At 60.3% G+C, this 18,009-nt stretch carries 19 protein-coding genes; 13 read left to right on the top strand and 6 right to left on the bottom strand.

What is annotated here, in order from left to right; translation table 11 throughout:
- Position 1 precedes the first annotated feature (1 nt).
- The 4 genes from J2X19_RS19790 to J2X19_RS19805 form a co-directional block, all read right to left on the bottom strand.
- Entirely contained in the window at positions 2-1,210 is a 1,209-nt protein-coding gene (locus tag J2X19_RS19790; protein ID WP_310375796.1) for an MFS transporter, read from the bottom strand.
- 62 nt (positions 1,211-1,272) lie between these two features.
- Entirely contained in the window at positions 1,273-1,878 is a 606-nt protein-coding gene (locus tag J2X19_RS19795) for a nuclear transport factor 2 family protein (RefSeq protein WP_310375798.1), read from the bottom strand.
- A gap of 87 nt (positions 1,879-1,965) precedes the next feature.
- Positions 1,966-2,271 (bottom strand): Dabb family protein, encoded by a 306-nt coding sequence (locus J2X19_RS19800; protein WP_310375800.1) that lies wholly within the window; start codon positions 2,269-2,271, stop codon positions 1,966-1,968.
- The gene (locus J2X19_RS19805; RefSeq protein WP_310375802.1) at positions 2,268-2,444 is read right to left on the bottom strand and encodes a hypothetical protein; all 177 of its coding nucleotides are present in this window, start codon (positions 2,442-2,444) and stop codon (positions 2,268-2,270) included. Before J2X19_RS19805 ends, J2X19_RS19800 begins: the two co-directional genes overlap by 4 nt.
- Before the next feature lie 131 nt (positions 2,445-2,575).
- Between J2X19_RS19805 and J2X19_RS19810 the strand changes: the two genes are divergently transcribed.
- The gene (locus J2X19_RS19810; RefSeq protein WP_310376219.1) at positions 2,576-3,511 is read left to right on the top strand and encodes a LysR family transcriptional regulator; all 936 of its coding nucleotides are present in this window, start codon (positions 2,576-2,578) and stop codon (positions 3,509-3,511) included.
- An 87-nt stretch (positions 3,512-3,598) separates the two neighbouring features.
- Here the strand turns inward: J2X19_RS19810 and J2X19_RS19815 are convergent, their stop codons facing one another.
- Complete coding sequence (locus J2X19_RS19815) at positions 3,599-4,405, bottom strand: IclR family transcriptional regulator (RefSeq protein WP_310375804.1); 807 nt, start codon at positions 4,403-4,405, stop codon at positions 3,599-3,601.
- Between the two features lie 101 nt (positions 4,406-4,506).
- On the opposite strand from J2X19_RS19815, the gene J2X19_RS19820 reads away from it, so the two are divergent.
- From J2X19_RS19820 to pcaF, 3 genes are read left to right on the top strand one after another with little or no spacing between them, the layout of a single operon-like run.
- On the top strand, positions 4,507-5,223 hold the full coding sequence (locus J2X19_RS19820) for a 3-oxoacid CoA-transferase subunit A (RefSeq protein WP_310375806.1): 717 nt from the start codon (positions 4,507-4,509) through the stop codon (positions 5,221-5,223).
- A 14-nt stretch (positions 5,224-5,237) separates the two neighbouring features.
- Positions 5,238-5,882: a 3-oxoacid CoA-transferase subunit B gene (locus J2X19_RS19825; protein WP_310375808.1), complete on the top strand. Its 645-nt coding sequence runs from the start codon at positions 5,238-5,240 to the stop codon at positions 5,880-5,882.
- 34 nt (positions 5,883-5,916) lie between these two features.
- Entirely contained in the window at positions 5,917-7,119 is a 1,203-nt protein-coding gene (gene pcaF / locus J2X19_RS19830; RefSeq protein ID WP_310375810.1) for a 3-oxoadipyl-CoA thiolase, read from the top strand.
- A 67-nt stretch (positions 7,120-7,186) separates the two neighbouring features.
- On the opposite strand, the gene J2X19_RS19835 is transcribed toward pcaF, so the two are convergent.
- A complete protein-coding gene (locus tag J2X19_RS19835) occupies positions 7,187-8,104 on the bottom strand; it encodes a LysR family transcriptional regulator (protein WP_310375812.1) in 918 nt (305 codons plus the stop codon).
- A gap of 86 nt (positions 8,105-8,190) precedes the next feature.
- Here J2X19_RS19835 and mdlC point away from each other — a divergent pair, with 86 nt between their 5' ends.
- The 9 genes from mdlC to sdhC all read left to right on the top strand — a co-directional run bounded on the left by mdlC (position 8,191) and on the right by sdhC (position 17,843).
- Positions 8,191-9,819, top strand: a complete 1,629-nt coding sequence (gene mdlC, locus J2X19_RS19840) for a benzoylformate decarboxylase (RefSeq protein WP_310375814.1) — start codon at positions 8,191-8,193, stop codon at positions 9,817-9,819.
- 33 nt (positions 9,820-9,852) lie between these two features.
- Positions 9,853-11,304 carry an aldehyde dehydrogenase gene (locus J2X19_RS19845; RefSeq protein WP_310375816.1) on the top strand — a complete coding sequence of 484 codons (1,452 nt, stop codon included), beginning with the start codon at positions 9,853-9,855 and terminating at the stop codon, positions 11,302-11,304.
- A gap of 18 nt (positions 11,305-11,322) precedes the next feature.
- Positions 11,323-12,288, top strand: coding sequence for a Bug family tripartite tricarboxylate transporter substrate binding protein (locus J2X19_RS19850; protein ID WP_310375818.1), 966 nt, complete (start codon positions 11,323-11,325; stop codon positions 12,286-12,288).
- A gap of 49 nt (positions 12,289-12,337) precedes the next feature.
- A complete protein-coding gene (locus J2X19_RS19855; RefSeq protein ID WP_310375819.1) occupies positions 12,338-14,026 on the top strand; it encodes an FAD-dependent oxidoreductase in 1,689 nt (562 codons plus the stop codon).
- A gap of 22 nt (positions 14,027-14,048) precedes the next feature.
- Complete coding sequence (locus J2X19_RS19860) at positions 14,049-15,014, top strand: Bug family tripartite tricarboxylate transporter substrate binding protein (protein WP_310375822.1); 966 nt, start codon at positions 14,049-14,051, stop codon at positions 15,012-15,014.
- 15 nt (positions 15,015-15,029) lie between these two features.
- Entirely contained in the window at positions 15,030-15,878 is an 849-nt protein-coding gene (locus tag J2X19_RS19865; protein WP_310375824.1) for an intradiol ring-cleavage dioxygenase, read from the top strand.
- 31 nt (positions 15,879-15,909) lie between these two features.
- Positions 15,910-16,068: an antibiotic biosynthesis monooxygenase family protein gene (locus J2X19_RS19870; RefSeq protein ID WP_310375826.1), complete on the top strand. Its 159-nt coding sequence runs from the start codon at positions 15,910-15,912 to the stop codon at positions 16,066-16,068.
- 69 nt (positions 16,069-16,137) lie between these two features.
- Positions 16,138-17,214: a maleylacetate reductase gene (locus J2X19_RS19875; RefSeq protein ID WP_310375828.1), complete on the top strand. Its 1,077-nt coding sequence runs from the start codon at positions 16,138-16,140 to the stop codon at positions 17,212-17,214.
- Between the two features lie 191 nt (positions 17,215-17,405).
- Entirely contained in the window at positions 17,406-17,843 is a 438-nt protein-coding gene (sdhC, locus tag J2X19_RS19880) for a succinate dehydrogenase, cytochrome b556 subunit (protein WP_310375830.1), read from the top strand.
- Positions 17,844-18,009: the final 166 nt, after the last annotated feature.

Here is an 18,009-nt window from a genome sequence, read left to right on the forward strand (position 1 = left end):
ATTATTGATTGGTCTCAATGGGGGTATGCGTGTGGTGCCCGAGCTTTGCGAAAGCGGCGCTTGCCAACACAAGCAGTACGCCTGCGAACACGACTGCGTTCTCATAGTGGCCTGACGCATCATGCAGTAGCCCGAACGTCAATCCGCCTAACGCGATACCGAGGTTGAAAAAAATGGAGGCACAGCCGTAGATCTGACCGTAGTGCCGTACGCCGAAGTGCCGTGCGCAGAAGAAGGACAGGAAATCCAGCTCGGCGCCAATGGCGGTGCCGATCAGCAGCGCAGCGACCAAGGCCAGGCCGGTCGAGGCGCCGGAAAACCACCACACGGAGAACCCCGACGCCGCCACAAGCAACGCCAGTGAGGCGATACGCTGGGGCGGAAATCTATCCAGCATCGATCCCACAACCAGACGGCTCACCAATACGGCGAATGAAATTGTGGAGATGAGTTGTGGTGTGCTACCAGCGGGAAGTCCGCGCTCTTCTACGATGGATTGCAGGTGGGACACAAAACCAAACGCGGCTGTGCTGATTAAAAGCACGCCTACGCACAATACCCAAAATGGTGTAGTGCGTACTGCCTGCCGCAACGTAAGTCCCTCGAGGCGGGCAGTTCCCTCGCCACGCTGCACCGGATCGCGAATCAAGGCAAATGCCAACCCGCCGCCGACCAATGCAAGCACCGCGAGCAATTGAAAACCGCCCCGCCAGCCCCGCTGTGCCATCACCCCTGCCAGCAACGGCGGCAACAGCATGGCTGCCATGGAAGTGCCGATCAAGGCTAGCGCTAGCGCAGACCCGCGATGGGTCTGGAACGAGGCTGCGATGTTGCGTGTGTAAGCGATAGGACCGGTAGCGCAGCCAAAGACCATCATTGCTAGAAAAAGTCCGTAGAACACGCTGAGTGAGCCGTTCATCATGGATAACAGCAGCAAGCAAAGGGCTAGCGTTATCGCCGACGCCAACGCTGGCCGTCGGACTCCGTAACGATCTAGTAGGCCGCCCACCAAGGGCAGCGCCAGCGCCATCAGCGGCAGCGCAAGCAGCGAGGCCGCCGCCGCGGTCTTGGTCCAGCCGAACTCTCGCTCGAGTTGGCGTAAGAACATGCTCGACACCGGCGCGTAGGCGTTGACACCGCATGCCAGGCCGATGGCGCTGCCCAGAAGCGGCCAGCGGTTGTGCCGGAACTCAGCGGGTATAGGTTTCACAGTTCTTGTCTCCGTTCTGCCCATGTTTTCTATCGAACTATGCAGCCAACTGCGGCCGGATATCAGGCTCCCAGTTTCTCACCGGCCAACCAAGACGCTCCGCGTGTATAGAGCTGTTCGACCTCAGTGCCGGTAAGTTGCGGCATGTCCAGTTTGACCGCATAGCCGATCTGCGTCTGGATATAGGCTAGATGCCGATAGCCTTTGGGAAACGTTGCCATAGCAGCTTGGTCGAGGTGGAGCTTCGCCATTGGATCGAGAGGGTCGACGCGGTCCTTTTCGTAGATGGGCTGGCGCAGAACCAGGCCCCAGCGGCCGTTTCGCTTCTCGACGAAGTCATAGAACCGGCCAGTGCACACCACGTCGCACAGCACACCTTGAACGTCGCCGCGTTGCGAAATGGTCATTTTGGTCTGCACAATCGCGCGGTCGCCAACCAGGTCGATGGACGTGCCTCCGAGGAAGTGCAGGATGCTCACACCCTTGTCCCAGCCCTCCTGTGTCACGCGGATGAACTCGCGGGCGGGGCCTTGGAACCAGGTGGCCATCATCACACCATCGTCGTGCCAGACGGTGGCGAAGCGCTCCCAGTCGCCGGCGTCACGCCAAAGGGCCCAGTTCTCGATGAGGTCGCGTATGGTGAGGCGGTCCAGCAGGTCTTGGGTCATTGTCTTCTCCATGTAGTTGAATGCTTAGAAGCGCGTGGAGGGCATGGCTTTTTTAGCCTGCCGCATAGAAAAACGGATAGCCGGTAGTTAGTCGCCAAGTGGGTAGTCGACCTGATGCCGAGCCACCCGAAGGTCGCCGAGCTCGGCGCGCACCCGCAGATGCTCAGGATGCGAGGCGTAGGCCGCCAATGCGCTTGGGCCGTCAAAGTCAGTGACGAGCACGACGTCACAGGCGTAGTCAACGCCGCTGATGTCCAGACCGACTTCCAGCGACAGCAAGCCCGGAATGCGGCCACGCAAGCTTTCGAAGGCATGCTTGACCTGCGCGCGGCCGGCAGCACGCTCCGCAGCGCTATCCCCCCGAAGCCGCCACATCACGATGTGGCGGATCATTGCGTGGCCTTTGCAGGATGGCGGGCGAAATCGCAGTTCACTACGGATGGCGGCCGAGCGCTCAGCGTCTCCCTGATGCAGGCCTGCGTAAGTATTACTGCCCAACGGCCCGAGTGCAGGTGTTGCACCAGGCTGGTCATGAAGGTGATCGTATCTTCAGCGATGTTGCGCATAGCGCGGTCTCCGTATTGTTTTGAGGGCGCCGTATACCGCCGCCTTCTGATCATCCTAAACTTCCACCCATAGAAGATAAACAGAAAATCAGGAAAACTCTTTTCCGACAAGTGGAAGAATCAGCATGGGAATAGACCGCCTCACTCAGATGGAGCTTTTCATCCAGATCGTCGAACTGGGCAGCATTGGCCGAGCTGGCGAGAAATTGGGGATTTCGAATCCCGCGGCTAGTCGCTACCTGACCTCGTTGGAGGACCGGCTCGGTGTCCGTCTCATTGAGCGCACAACACGGCGGCAGTGGTTGACTGAAGCAGGGCGGCGTTATCACCAGAGCTGCCTGGCGATACTGGGGGAAGTGGCAGAGGCAGAGGCCTCGCTGAACGAGTCGGTGGTTGATCCGAAAGGCACGCTACGGGTGACCAGCTCCGTGTCATTCGCAATGCTGCACATCGCCCCGTGTTTGCCCGAGTTCAACCTGCGCTACCCCAACTTGGCTGTGGAAATTGTGGCAGCGAATCGGTACCCGGATTTCATAGAGGCAGGCATTGACGTGGCCATTCGCACGCGGGAGCATGAAGCCGACTCCGGTATTACGGCGCGTCGCCTGGTTGAAACCACGCGCGTGCTGGCTGCCTCCCCTGGCTACCTCGCCAGCCATCCCAGACCGCTGGTACCCGAGGATCTTGCCGACCATCGGATGCTCGTCTACAACCTGGCCAACCATCCGTTCACACTGAACTTCAGCCGCGGCAGAGAAAACCGGTCCATCGCGATCCAAAGCATGTTGCAATCGAACGAGGGACAGGTCATTTGTTCTGCGGCACTTGCCGGCCATGGCATTCTGATTCAGCCGCTCTATATCGTCCATGGCGACATTACCGCAGGCCGCTTGGTGCCGGTGTTAACTGACTGGGATTTACCTCGCTTAACGGTGAACCTGGCTTACCAAAGTCGCAGAAATCAGCCCGCCAAAATTCGGGTGTTCAGCGAATTCATGGTGAATCGATTCAAACGGCTTGACCTCGAAAAAATGGACGGCTTGACTAACGCCAGTACAAATATTTAGCGCGCTGCTCATCTAAGAGCCCCAAAAATACACAGGCGCGACCTAAATTAAGCGCGTCGACACTGCACAGCCCCATCAGCAGTGTCATCAACGCCCCCCGCTGGAGCGCAGCATCATGGAGATGGCATTTGCTGCCTCGCGCAAGGCCGGCAGCATAGTTTGCTGCATAGTCTCGGCACTGCTGCGGTTAGCCTGGCCGGAAATGTTCAACGCCGCCACCGTCGCACCGGCCCGGTTGAACACCGGCGCGGCTACCGAGATCAGCCCCTCTTCCAGCTCCTGGTCCACCAGGCACCAGCCCTGGGCGCGCACCTTCTGCACCTGCCGCAGCAGCTCTGCCGGATCAGTCAAGGTGTGGCGGGTGCGTGCCTCCAAATCACTGGCATGCAAATGATCTTCCACCTCGGCATCCGACAAGCCCGCCAGCAGCATCCGCCCCAGGGAAGTGCAGTAAGCCGGCAGGCGCGAACCCACACCCAGATTCAGCGACATGATTTTGTGGGTATGCACACGCAGCACGTAGACGATGTCGCTGCGGTCTAGCACGGCCGCGGAGCACGACTCTTTGACCTGGTCAGCCAGGCGCTCCATCACCGGTTCGGCCAGGTTCCAGATGGGCAAGGACGACAGATAGGCAAAGCCCAACTCCAGAATGCGCGGTGTGAGGTGGAAGTACTTGCCGTCGCCGTCCACATAGCCCAGGGTTTGCAGGGTCAGCAGGATGCGGCGTGCTCCGGCGCGGGTCAGACCGGTGCTTGCCGCCACCTCGCTCAGGGTTTGTTGCTGGGCCTGTGCATTAAAGGAACGGATCACCTCCAGCCCGCGGGCGAAGGATTGCACGTAGTTGTCGCCGGGCGCGGGTGCGCTTTCCGGCCGGACTGCGGAATTTGCCATGGTCAGTTAAATCTTTTAAAATTCATTATACGAACATTTGTTCTTATATCGAACAACGGAATGCCGCACCCCTTTGCGGAAACCATTGCAGGAGTGCGCGTGTGATCAACAAAATCGCCGCCTCGGTCGCCGAGGCATTGTCTGGTATCCAGGACGGGGCCACGGTGCTGATCGGTGGCTTCGGCACCGCCGGCATTCCCAACGAACTCATTGACGGTCTCATTGACCAAGGCGCCCGCAACCTGACCGTGGTCAACAACAACGCGGGTAACGGCGAGACTGGGCTGGCCGCGCTGCTCAAGGCCGGACGGGTACGCAAAATCATCTGTAGCTTTCCGCGCCAGGCCGATAGCCAGGTATTTGACGGGCTATACCGCAATGGCCAGATTGAACTGGAACTGGTGCCGCAAGGCAATTTAGCCGAGCGCCTGCGGGCCGCTGGCGCAGGTGTCGGAGCATTCTTTACCCCTACAGGGTTTGGAACCGAACTGGCCCGGGACGTAGACGGATGCCAAAAGGAAACGCGCTTCATCAACGGCAAATCCTATGTACTGGAATACCCCATCTACGGTGATGTGGCGTTGATCAAAGCTGAGAGCGGCGACCGCTGGGGCAACCTGGTCTACCGCAAGGCGGCACGTAACTTTGGCCCCGTGATGGCCACTGCCGCCAAGCGCACCGTGGCCACCGTGCATTCCATCGTGGAACTGGGCTTGCTGGACCCCGAGACCATCGTCACACCCGGCATCCACGTATCCAAGATCGTCCAGATCCACCACGTAGCCACCCAGGCTGGTGGCTTCAAACGCGCAGCATAAGCGGTAAGTACGCCATGAATAGCTATCAAAAACGCAGCAAAAACCAACTCGCCCAGCGCGTCGCGCAGGACATCCACGACGGTGCTTACGTGAATCTGGGCATAGGCCAGCCCACCCTGGTGGCCAACCACATCCCGGCCCATATGGAAGTGGTGCTGCACAGCGAAAACGGCATCCTCGGCATGGGGCCGGCCCCCGCCGCGGGCGAGGAAGACTACGACCTGATCAATGCGGGCAAGCAGCCGGTGACGCTGCTTCCTGGAGGTGCGTTTTTCCACCATGCCGACAGTTTCGCCATGATGCGCGGCGGCCATCTGGACATTTGCGTTCTGGGCGCGTTCCAGGTATCGGCTACTGGTGACCTGGCCAACTGGAGCACCGGAGAGCCCGGCTCCATTCCCGCCGTGGGCGGGGCCATGGATCTGGCCATCGGCGCCAAGCAGACCTGGGTGATGATGGACTTGCTGACCAAGAAGGGCGAGAGCAAGGTGGTCGAGGTCTGCAGCTATCCGCTTACCGGTATCGCCTGCGTCAAGCGCATCTACTCCGACCTGGCCACCCTGGAATGCACACCACAAGGCCTCAAGCTCGTCGACAAGGTGGACGGGCTGGAGCACGCCGAGTTGGAGCGTCTGGTGGGTCTGCCCATCCAGGCTTGAATACCGCTGTAGAAAAACCCGTATCGAGAGCCCCATGAACCAAGCCTTTATTTGTGACGCGATTCGTACCCCCTTTGGCCGCTACGGCGGCGCCCTGAGCGGCGTGCGCGCCGACGACCTCGGCGCCATTCCCCTGCGGGCATTGATGGCGCGCAACCCGAACGTCGATTGGGCAGCCATCACCGATGTCATCTACGGCTGTGCCAACCAGGCCGGTGAAGACAACCGCAACGTGGCCCGCATGAGCGCGCTGCTGGCCGGCCTGCCGCTGGTGGTGCCCGGCTCTACCGTGAACCGCCTGTGCGGCTCGGGTTTGGATGCCTTAGGCACTGCAGCGCGCGCCATTAAATCGGGAGAAGCTACATTAATGATAGCGGGCGGCGTGGAAAGCATGAGCCGCGCGCCCTTCGTCATGCCCAAGGCCGAGTCCGCCTTCAGCCGCAGCAACGCGGTGCACGACACCACCATCGGCTGGCGCTTTGTCAACAAGCTGATGAAGGAACAGTACGGCGTGGACTCCATGCCCGAAACCGCAGAAAACGTCGCGACCGACTTTCAGATCAGCCGCGAAGACCAGGACACCATGGCCCTTCACAGCCAGTTGCGCGCCGTGGCCGCACAAAAGGCCGGACATCTAGCGCGCGAGATCACCGCCGTGAGCATCCCGCAGAAAAAGGGCGATGCCATGGTGGTGGACACCGACGAGCATCCGCGTGCCACCAGCACGGAGACACTGGCTAAGCTAAAACCTGTGGTGCGTCCCGGCGGCACGGTCACGGCAGGCAATGCCTCGGGCGTCAACGATGGCGCCTGCGCGCTGCTGCTGGCCGATGAAACCAACGCCGCCAAACACGGCCTGACACCACGCGCCCGTGTGCTGGGCATGGCCACGGCCGGTGTGGCCCCGCGCATCATGGGCATCGGCCCGGCACCGGCCACCGAAAAAGTGCTGGCCCTTACCGGCCTGACGCTGGCGCAGCTGGATGTGATCGAACTGAACGAGGCATTTGCCGCGCAGGGCCTGGCGGTACTGCGCCAGTTAGGCCTGCGCGATGACGACGAACGGGTTAACGCCTGGGGTGGTGCCATCGCCCTGGGCCATCCACTGGGTGCCAGCGGCGCACGCCTGGCCACTACCGCCATCAACCGCCTGCATGCAACAGGTGGGCGCTATGCACTGTGCACCATGTGCATTGGCGTGGGGCAGGGAATTGCGATGATCATTGAGCGGGTTTAAGGCAAGATCCACTCGGCATCGATTTACACCCGAAGGTTTGCCGGACCATCGTCCGTCCAGAAAATGCCTATGACTCCGACGCCGACCCGCTCTTTGTAAAGAGCTCCACAAACAGGCGCCGCATCCATTGATGGGCTGGGTCGAGATTGAAGCGCGGGCTCCAGTGCAGTGACACAGTGAACTTGCTGCGCGGCAAGATGTTCGACAGCAGCGCGTAGCGCTCGGTATGGGTGAACCTCAGCGCAATAGCGCGTGGCATCACGACCGCAAGGTCTGTCCGTTCAATGATGGCGGGCAGTGCCAGAAAATGTTCGGACGTCACCACCAATCTGCTGTCCAGCCCGAGCTCTTGCAGGATGCGGAAGGTCTCGGCGTGCGAGCGCACCGCGACGAACTCGAGCTGATGCAGGTCCTGCACCGCACCAGGTTCTTGCTTCGCTGCGAGCAGTGGATGTCCGGCACGCACCAGAACCACATAGCGGTCACTCAGCAGCTCAATCCGCTCAGTCCCTCTGACCGAGGGCAGGAAACCCAATGCAAAGTGGATGGAACCGGTCTCCAGTGCGTCCGCGATCTGGGTGTGCGCCAGCGGTGCCGTCTGCACGCGCATGCCTGGCGCGTCTCGGTGCAGCGCGGCAATCAATTCAGGCAGCAGTCGGGCTTCTCCGATGTCGCTCATGTGCAGCCGCAGCGTCATGGTTGAGCGGGACGGATTGAATGCATCGTCCTCCCTGAGCACATCCTGGATAGCCGCAATTGCTGGCTGAACCACACTGGCCAGCCGCTCGGCGCGCAGCGTCGGACGCATGCTTCCTCCGGCACGGACGAACAGTGCGTCACCAAGTGCGAGTCTGAGTCGTGTTAAGCCCTGGCTGGCAGCGGGTTGCGAGAGTCCTACGGCGTCTGCTGCGCGGCTGACGCTGCCCAGCCGATAGACAGCTTCGAACAGCCTAAGTAGATTCATATCGAGTTGGTCGGTATTCATTTTATGAATTTTACGATGTACGGTTTATTGCATTGACGCATGTAATTGTCCTTGCGAGACTCCTTTCTTTCAAGTGGGAGAAATCGATGGATCAATGTGTTGGGTCTGCTGCGGCATGCGAGGACGAGGTGACGGAGCAGATTACGGTTCGAGAGGCTGTCTTCAGATTGCTGCGGGCGTTTGGCATGACGTCCGTTTTTGGAAACCCTGGCTCGACCGAGCTTCCCATGTTCATGGACTTCCCGGACGACTTCCATTACGTCTTGGCCCTTCAGGAATGCGTGGTGCTGGGCATGGCCGATGGCTACGCGCAGGCCACGCGCAACGCGGCTTTTGTGAATCTGCATTCGGCCGCAGGCGTCGGTCACGCGATGGGGAACATATTCACGGCTTTTCGCAATCGCACGCCGCTGGTAATCACTGCTGGCCAACAGGCGCGTTCGATCCTGCCTTTCGACCCCTTTCTCGGATCTGCGCAGGCCCCCGAACTTCCGAAGCCGTATGTGAAGTGGAGCGTGGAGCCCGCACGTGCCGAGGACGTGCCGCTGGCGATTGCGCGTGCCTACTACATCGCCATGACCCCACCGTGCGGGCCGGTGTTGGTGTCGGTACCCTCAGACGACTGGGATGTAAAGACGCTACCCGTTGACGCACGGGAGGTCAGCCGCTACTTGCGCCCGGAACCGGGCTTGCTCGCCAAAATAGGCGATGCACTGGACGCGGCCCGCACACCCGCCATCGTGGTCGGCGCGTCGGTGGATCGCGACGGTGCATGGAGCGAGGCGATACAGTTGGCCGAGCGGCACAACGCACGTGTTTATGTCGCGCCGATGTCTGGGCGTTGCAGCTTCCCGGAAGACCATCCGTTGTGGGCGGGCTTCCTGCCAGCGATGCGTGACCGGATTGTTGCGCAGCTGTCTGGCCACGACCTGGTGTTCGCACTCGGGGCGCCAGCGTTCACTTACCACGTCGAACGCAAGGGACCGCACCTGCCCCATGGGAGCAAACTGGTGCAGTTGACCGAGGACCCCCAGGTTGCCGCCTGGGCGCCGACGGGCACCTCGGTGGTTGGTAGTATCCGGCTGGGTTTACTGGATCTGCTGGACCGCTCCGCACCACCACCTCGACCTGCACCGGCGCCGCATGTGCGACCTGTGCGCCTGCCAGAGCCTTTACCGGCCGATCGCCTGCCAGTCGCCTGGGTACTGCAGACTCTCAATGAAGTCCGTCCGCGCGATAGCATCATTGTCGAAGAGGCGCCCAGTGCGCGGCCGATCATGCATGCCCATTTGCCGATCTTCGAGTCGGAAACCTTCTACACCATGTGCAGCGGCGGCCTGGGCTGGGGCCTGCCTGCAGCGGCCGGCGTTGCCATGGGTAAACCGGGCAGGCGCGTCATCGCGCTGGTGGGCGATGGATCGGCGATGTACGCAATTCAAGCACTTTGGAGTGCTGCGCAGCTTGCTCTGCCCGTGGCCGTGGTGATTCTGAAGAACCGCCGATATGCGGCACTGCACGAGTTCGCGCGGATCTTTGGCTACCGGCCCGATGAACCTGTGCCGGGCACTGAGCTGCCGGATCTCGACTTCGTCGGATTGGCTGCAGCGCAAGGAGTTCGCGGACTTCGTGTCGAGCGTGCTGACCAGTTGCGCCCGGCGCTTGAGCAAGCCCTGCAGTCCGCTGAGCCGATGTTGATCGAAGTCGAAGTAGCTTGACATACCTTATTCCAAATACCCAGGAGACAACCCATGCGCAAAATATCCATGCTGATCAATGGCGAGGCCCGGCAGGCCAGCAACGGAGCTACTTTCGATCGCCGTAATCCGCTCGACGGTACGGTGGCGACCACCGCGCCAGCGGCGACGGTAGCCGATGCAGTCGCGGCGGTCGACGCGGCAGCCGCAGCCTTCGTGGCTTGGTCGCGCACCGGCCCTGGCGAGCGCCGCGCCTTGCTACTCAAAGCGGCACATGCCCTGGAGGTGAAGGCGAATGAACTGATTACATCGATGGCGGCGGAAACCGGCGCGGCCGCACCCTGGGCAGGCTTCAACGTGCATCTGGCCGTGGGCATGCTGCAGGAAGCAGCGGGTATCACCACCCAGATCAGCGGTGAAGTCATTCCCTCGGACGTACCCGGCAGCCTGGCGCTGGCAGTGCGCCGGCCGGCTGGAGTGGTGCTGGGCATCGCACCCTGGAATGCGCCAGTGATCCTGGGCGTGCGCGCCATCGCGACGGCCTTGGCCTGTGGGAACACCGTGGTGTTCAAGGGTTCCGAGCTCAGCCCGGCGACCCATGGCCTGATCGTTGAAGTGTTCAAGGATGCGGGGTTTCCGCCCGGCGTCGTCAACTTCATTACCAATGCCCCTGCCGATGCACCCGCTGTGGTCGAGGCCATCGTCGCCCATCCAGCGCTGCGCCGCGTGAACTTCACGGGATCAACGCGCGTTGGCAAGCTACTTGCAGCCACTTGCGCAAAGTACCTTAAGCCGGCGATTCTGGAGCTGGGAGGCAAGGCTCCGTTGATCGTTTTGGACGACGCTGATCTCGACGAAGCGGTCAACGGTGCCGCGTTTGGAGCCTTTGCCAACAGTGGCCAGATTTGTATGAGCACTGAACGCATTGTGGTAGACAACCGGATCGCCGATGCCTTTGTGGAGCGACTCGCCGCCAAGGCGAAGAAGCTGCCGCTGGGTGATCCGCGCAAGGGGCCGGTGGTGCTGGGGTCGGTGGTCGATGCCAGTACGGTTGAGCGCTGCAATGCGCTGATCGACGATGCGCTTGCGAAGGGCGCCAAATTGGTATGCGGCGGCAAGGCGGAGGACACATTGATGCCCGCGACCTTGCTGGACCATGTAACGTCGGATATGCGTATCTACCATGACGAGAGCTTTGGTCCCGTAAAGCCGATCGTTCGGGTCAATGGTGTCGATGAAGCGGTAAGGGTGGCCAACGACAACCCTTACGGCCTGTCTGCTGCAGTGTTTGGGCGCGACATCGCGCGTGCATGGGAAGTGGCCAACCGCATCGACTCGGGCATATGCCACGTCAATGGCCCCACCGTACATGACGAGGCACAAATGCCTTTCGGTGGTGTCAAAGATTCTGGCTACGGGCGCTTTGGTGGGCGGGCCGGCATCGATGCATTCACCGAGTTGCGGTGGATCACAGTGCAAACCACTGCCCGGCACTATCCCTTCTGACAGCGGAAGAAACCCAAGATGAAACTCCTCCTGGTAACTACTTTGCTTGCGACTGGCGTGTGTGCTGGTTCGTCCGCAAACGCCCAGAGCTGGCCAACGAAACCCATCAAAATCATCGTCAACTTCGCACCCGGTGGCGCTGCCGACCAACTGGCCAGGCTCATCGCTCCACCATTGCACGAGGCGCTGGGTCAGCCAGTCCTTGTGGAGAACAAAGGCGGCGCAGGCGGCAACCTGGGTGCCGATTTTGTCGCCAAGTCTCCTGCCGACGGCTACACCTTTCTTATGGCATCTGGCGGAACGGTGTCGATCAACCCCTATCTGTACCCGAAGATGCCGTTTGACCCTGCGAAGGATTTGGTGCCGGTAGCGTCAGTCGCTCGTGTCCCGTTTTACCTCGTGGTGCGCACCGACAGTCCGGTAAAGGATTTCAAGGGACTCGTTGCCGATCTGAAAGCCCATCCCGGTCAACGCTCTTTTGGCTCACCGGGCAACGGCAGCTCGCCGCATTTGGCTGCAGAGATGATGAAGAGCGAGACGGGTACGTTCGCCGTGCACGTGCCTTACCGCGGCGCGGCACCGGCTTTGACGGATCTTTTGGGGGGACAGATCAATTTTCTGTTTGACCCCGGCATTGCGTTGCAGCATGTGAAGGCCGGAAAGCTGCGTATGTTGGCCGTCGGCAGTCCCTTGCGGGCACCGCAAGTACCGGATGTGCCAACCTTGGATGAACTGGGACTTAAGGGCTTCGATGCCGATGCGGTGTTTGGTCTGTATGCCCCCGCAGGTACTCCACAGGCTGTGGTCGACCGCGTCAATACCGAAGTCAATCGTGTGCTGAACACGGCAGCCACGAAGGACGGAATTGTCGCGATCGGAAACGTGCCACTGCCGCTGAAGCCTGTGGAGTTTGGGCGCAAGGGCGCGGAGGACTCCAAGCGGTTCGGCAAGCTTATCCGTGATCGAGGAATACAGGCCGACTGATAACCACGGAAGCTGTACCAGAAATGTTGGGCCAGCCTCACCCCACACAATGAAAGACGATATCCCCATGTTTAGCCAACCCCAGCCGCCCCTGCTCGAGACCGATGTTTTGATCGCAGGTGGCGGTCCCTGTGGCCTGATGCTTGCAAATGAATTGGGCCGCCGTGGCGTTCGATGCCTGGTGGTCGATGCAAAACCTGGCACCGCCTTCAACCCGCAGGCGAACGCCACCCAGGCCCGCACGATGGAACACTTCCGGCGCTTGGGTTTCGCCAACGAAATACGGGAGCTTGGGCTGCCCGCTGACCATCCGACCGATATTGCCTATTTCACGCGTTACTCGCAACACGAGCTGTCACGCATCAGCCTGCCTACCGCAGCCGAAGCGCTTGTCAAGATCAAGGCCATGACAGGCTCGTGGAGTGCGGCTGAATTGCCGCACCGCGTATCGCAGAAATTTGTCGAGCAGGCACTGCGCCGCCATGCACAGGCCTGGCCATCAGCCGAAGTGCGTTACGGCTGGGCGTTGGAGCGTTTTGTTGACGATGGAAACACGGTGAGCGCCACTATCCGCTCGACCGAAGCTAACCTGCCGCAAGAAGTGAAGGCTCAGTACTTGGTGGGCGCCGACGGTGCCCGAAGCTTTGTTCGCCGTCAGTTGGGCATTGAATGGGGTGGCGTCACCGGTATCCAGCGGGAATTTATGGGCGGAAAAATGTTCGCTGTTTATCTGCGTGCGCCGACCTTTGTTTCGGTATTGCAACACCCCAAGGCCTGGATGTACGTTGCGGTGAATCCGCAGCGACGAGCGTTCATGGCATCGGTCGATGGCAAGTCCGAGTATGCATTTCACGCAGCGCTGCGTCCCGGTGAGGATGCCGACAACTGGACCGAGGACGATGCCCGCCGCGTATTTGCTGAAGCCGTTGGTGTCGAACTGCCAATCGAGATTCTCTCCATGGGAACCTGGCTGGCGGGCCATGCGCTCGTTGCCAAGAATTTCCAGCGCGGGCGGGTATTCATTGCGGGGGATGCGGCCCACCTGTTTACGCCGACGGGTGGCCTGGGATACAACACCGCCATCGAGGATGCGGTGAACCTGGGCTGGAAGCTCGCCAGCGTGGTACGTGGACAAGCACCTGCACAGCTGTTGGACAGCTACGCGGCCGAACGCAAGCCACTTGCCGAGCGCAACACTGGCTATGCGCGGCGATTCGCTGATTCGGTGGGTTTGTTTACCGCCAAATCGGAGCTCGATGAGACCTCGGAGCGAGGCCAGGCCGAGCGTGAGCTGGCCGCCGAGTACTTCAATCAGCACGCCCGGCTCGAATTCAACATTCCGGGCGTGACGTTCGGAGGGCGTTACGACGGATCGCCCATTATTGTCGGCGACGGCGCGGAACTTCCGCCTGATGAGCCCAATACGTACACCGCTACCGCGAGCCCGGGCGGACGCCCGCCACATGCATGGCTGGACGATGGACATTCACTTTTCGACAAATTCCACAGTGAGTGGACCTTGCTTGTACTGGGGCCAGACGTGCCTTCCACGGATGCTTTCGAAGTCGCTGCCCAGGCGCTTTCAGTGGACTTGCGTGTAGTGCGGCTGCCGCAGACGTCGCTGAGTGAGTTGTACGAGGCACCCCTGGCGCTGATCCGTCCGGACCAGATCGTCGCCTGGCGCGGAACGACGGCGGACGAAGCGCAGACCGTTCTGATGCGCGTCACAGGTCGATGAAAACACCACAAAGGAGACTTGGATGAAAGCAGCATTCCGCCAGTTGTTCCCGCTACCGGTCATTGCCGCAGCCTTGGCGCTGTTTGGGCCGGTACATGCCCAGACCTGGCCGACAAAACCTGTGCGCATGGTGGCATCCTTCCCCCCGGGTACACCGGGCGACGTAATCGCCCGGCTCATCCAGCCGGCATTGCAGGCGGCGTGGAAGCAACCCGTTGTTGTTGACAACAAGCCCGGGGCTGGTGGCAATATCGCCGCAGGGGAGGTTGCCCAAGCCAAGGATGAGCACACCCTCTTGGTTGGCCCGGACACTGTACTCACGATCAATCCGCACTTGTACAAGAAGCTCAGCTTCGACCCTCGGCAATCGCTCAAACCCGTGACCTACTTTGCAAGCTTTAACCAGATGCTGGTGTGCAATCCGGCTACCGGGGTGAACACGCTTGCGAAGTTCACTCAGCTTCCTTCCTCGACCACGTACGCTTCCGGCGGACCCGGAACACCCAGCCACATGGCCATGGAAATGTTGCTGGCGGCTACCGGCACGAAGCAGACGCATGTTCCCTACAGGGGGCCTGGGCCGGCCGCGCAGGACGTGTTGGCAGGCCACGTGGGCTGCGGCTTTATCGTCTCCTCCGTGGTTTTGCCGCATGTGCAAAGCAATCGGCTGCTGGCGTTAGCTGTCTCCAGCAAGGAACGCTCGGTCTTGTTGCCTGCGGTGCCGACAGTGGCGGAGAGCGGCTATGCCGGCTTCGACGCGACCTTCTTCGAAACCCTGATGGCACCCGCAAGCTTGCCTGTCGCAGTAGCAGAGAAGATCCAGCGCGATGTCCGAGCCGCGCTAACGACGCCAGCCATGCAAGCGCGCCTGGCGGAAATGGATCTGCGGGTTGAGGCCGGCACGCCGCAGGAGTCCGAAAGGCGCAGCCGCGAAGACTTTGCCAAATGGGGGAGCATCGCGCGGCAGACGCAGCTCCAACTTGATTAATAAGAGATAGTGACCATGCGAAATCTTGACAAAAACTCCATCACCACAGCAGTGCTTGCGCGCCAGGCCGCGACGGCAGACCCGCGTTTCACGCAGATCATGACCAGCCTGATAAACCACCTGCACACTTTCGCGCGAGAAGTTCAGCTCACCGAAGAGGAGTGGTTTAAAGGCATCGAGTTTCTAACGCGCTGCGGTCACATCACCGACGACAAACGCCAGGAATTCATCCTACTGTCGGATGTGTTGGGCCTGTCAACGCTGACCGTGGCGATGAACAACGACAAGCCTGCAGGTTGTACCGAGGCCACGGTTTTCGGGCCCTTCCACGTGCAGGGTGCTCCACACTATGAGCTCGGTGCTGACATCGCCAATGGTGCACGTGGAATTCCATGCCTGGTTCGTGGGACAGTACGTGGCATCGGAGGCGAACCCGTGCCGGGTGCCCATATGGACGTTTGGCAATCGGATGAGGATGGCCTATACGACGTGCAGCACGCGGAAATCGACCATGCGCAGGCGCGTGGAATTCTGAATGCCGATGCACAGGGGGGGTACCACTTTCAATCGATTCTGGCGGTGCCCTATGCGATCCCGCATGACGGGCCGGTAGGCGATCTGCTGAAAGCGGCCGGGCGCCATCCGTGGCGGCCGGCCCACCTGCATTTCATGGTCAAAGCCGAGGGCTATGAAACACTCATCACTCATGTATTCCGAAGCGACGATCCTTACCTGGACTCGGACGCCGTATTCGGCGTGCGCCAGTCTCTGGTCGCGGATTGGACGCAGCTGCCCGACGGGAGCTACATCGTTGAGTACGATTTCGTACTGAATCCGGTCAGAACAACACCGCCAGTGCGTTAGCGTGACGATATCCCAGATTGAGAGGACTGAAATGATCCGTCACATCGCGGTGTGGAACGTGCGTGATGGCTCACACGGGGAGAACCTGGCGAGCGTTGCGCGCGTGCACCACGGGTTTCGTGGATTGCGAGGGTGTATTCCGAGCTTGACCCATCTGGAGATCGGCTTCGATGGCAGCCAGCTTGGCTAAGAGACGAGTTGGTGGGCATTCCACTGATCGGTACCAAGTGGACGATAAAGTAACTGACAAGAAATACCCATGAAAGAATTCATTTACAACGGTCAGCTCGCTCGGGTGGTGTTTGGTGCTGGTGCCCTTAAGCACTTGGAACGGGAAATCGAGTTGCTGGGAGCGCGCAAGGCGCTGGTGCTGTCGACACCTGAACAGCAAACCCAGGCGCAGATGGTGGCGGATCGCCTCGGTGCCAGGGCTGCAGGCATCTTTCCAAAAGCAGTGATGCATGTGCCGATAGAAACGGCGCGTGAAGCACGGGAGGCGGCATACCGCCTGGGGGCTGATTGCGTAGTCGCTATTGGCGGTGGCTCCACCACGGGGCTGGGCAAGGCCATCGCGTTGGATTCAGGTATGCCCATTCTGGTGATTCCCACCACCTATGCGGGCAGCGAGATGACGTCGATCTACGGGATCACGGAAGCCGGATTAAAGAAGACCGGGAAGGATCCACGCGTGCTGCCTCGTACGGTCATTTACGACCCGGAACTTACCTTGACTTTGCCCGTGGCAATGAGCGTGACCAGTGGCATAAACGCGATTGCGCATGCCGCCGAAGGCTTGTATGCACAGGATAGCAATCCAGTGATGGACTTGATGGCCGAAGAAGGTATCCGGGCCATCGCGCAGGCCCTTCCCGCCATTCGCCAACGGCCCGACGACGTGGCTGCACGCGGTGATGCACTGTATGGTGCCTGGCTGTGCGGTACGGTATTGGGCAACGTGGGTATGGCTTTGCACCATAAGCTCTGCCACACTTTGGGCGGTAGTTTCAATCTGCCGCATGCCGAAGTGCACACCATCGTTCTACCGCAGGCCATCGCTTTCAATGCCGAGGCTGCTCCGCAAGCCATGGCCCGTATGGCCCGCGCGCTGGGAACGACGGGCCACGCTAGTGCTGCTGCGGGGCTGTTTGAACTGGCCCGCAGCAGCGGGGCACCAGTGGCGCTCAAAGACATTGGCATGCAAGCGGCAGATCTGGACCATGCGGCAGACCTTGCAGTCGGCAACCCGTACTGGAACCCCCGTCCCTTCGGTCCGGCACAACGCAGCGCAATTCGGCAGCTGCTGCAGCGCGCATATGAAGGCGTACGACCGGATTGACTGCCACATATGTGATCCGTCAACTGTGCAGTGGGCACGCCAACCGCCCCCATATCTGTGGCAGCTCTATTCCAGTTTCATTGCACTTCATCCCCGAATGAGTATTACGCACGAAGCCCGCGACGCGATGCTTCCGTAAAGATACTGTCTAAATCGCTATTGAATTCCATCTGTATATCCCGCCCTTGTTCATGAGTTCCAATATCCGTTCCCGCCACGAGCATCGCAACATATCCATCGCCCAGCTCATTCCTTACATGAAGCGTTTCCCCGCATCCGCTTGGGTTTCACTTCTGCACAGAGTCAGCGGCGCTGTTATGTTTCTCCTGCTTCCTTTGATCATTTGGGCTTTTGATGCTTCTGTTTCGTCGGAAGTCTCCTACGCGAAGCTCACCCAAGTGTTTGATACGGGCGTCGGTCTTTTGCCCGGGGGGGCCATTAAGCTCCTGGCGCTGGTTATCCTCTGGGCGTTTTTGCACCATTTGATCGCGGGAGTTCGCTTTCTCATCCTTGACGTGAACCATGCGTCTGTAGAAAAGAAGCGTTCTGCATACTCAGCGCGCGGTGTTCTTGTCTCTAGCGTTGCGCTGACCGCCTTGCTGGGTGCCAAAATTTTTGGACTGTACTGAGTGGCAGTTATCTCAAGCTTGCAGCGAACAAGCGGCTTATCTATGATTTATGGTGCGAGATTTTCGAGGCCAGACAGGTGTCGACTGCAGACAAGTACGTCACGGAGTGTATGTCCAGCACAATCCTAACGTCCCAGACGGTCGTGCGGCCATGGTTGAATTTATC

This window comes from Rhodoferax ferrireducens (genome assembly GCF_031458075.1).
Classification (GTDB): domain Bacteria; phylum Pseudomonadota; class Gammaproteobacteria; order Burkholderiales; family Burkholderiaceae_C; genus Rhodoferax_B; species Rhodoferax_B ferrireducens_A.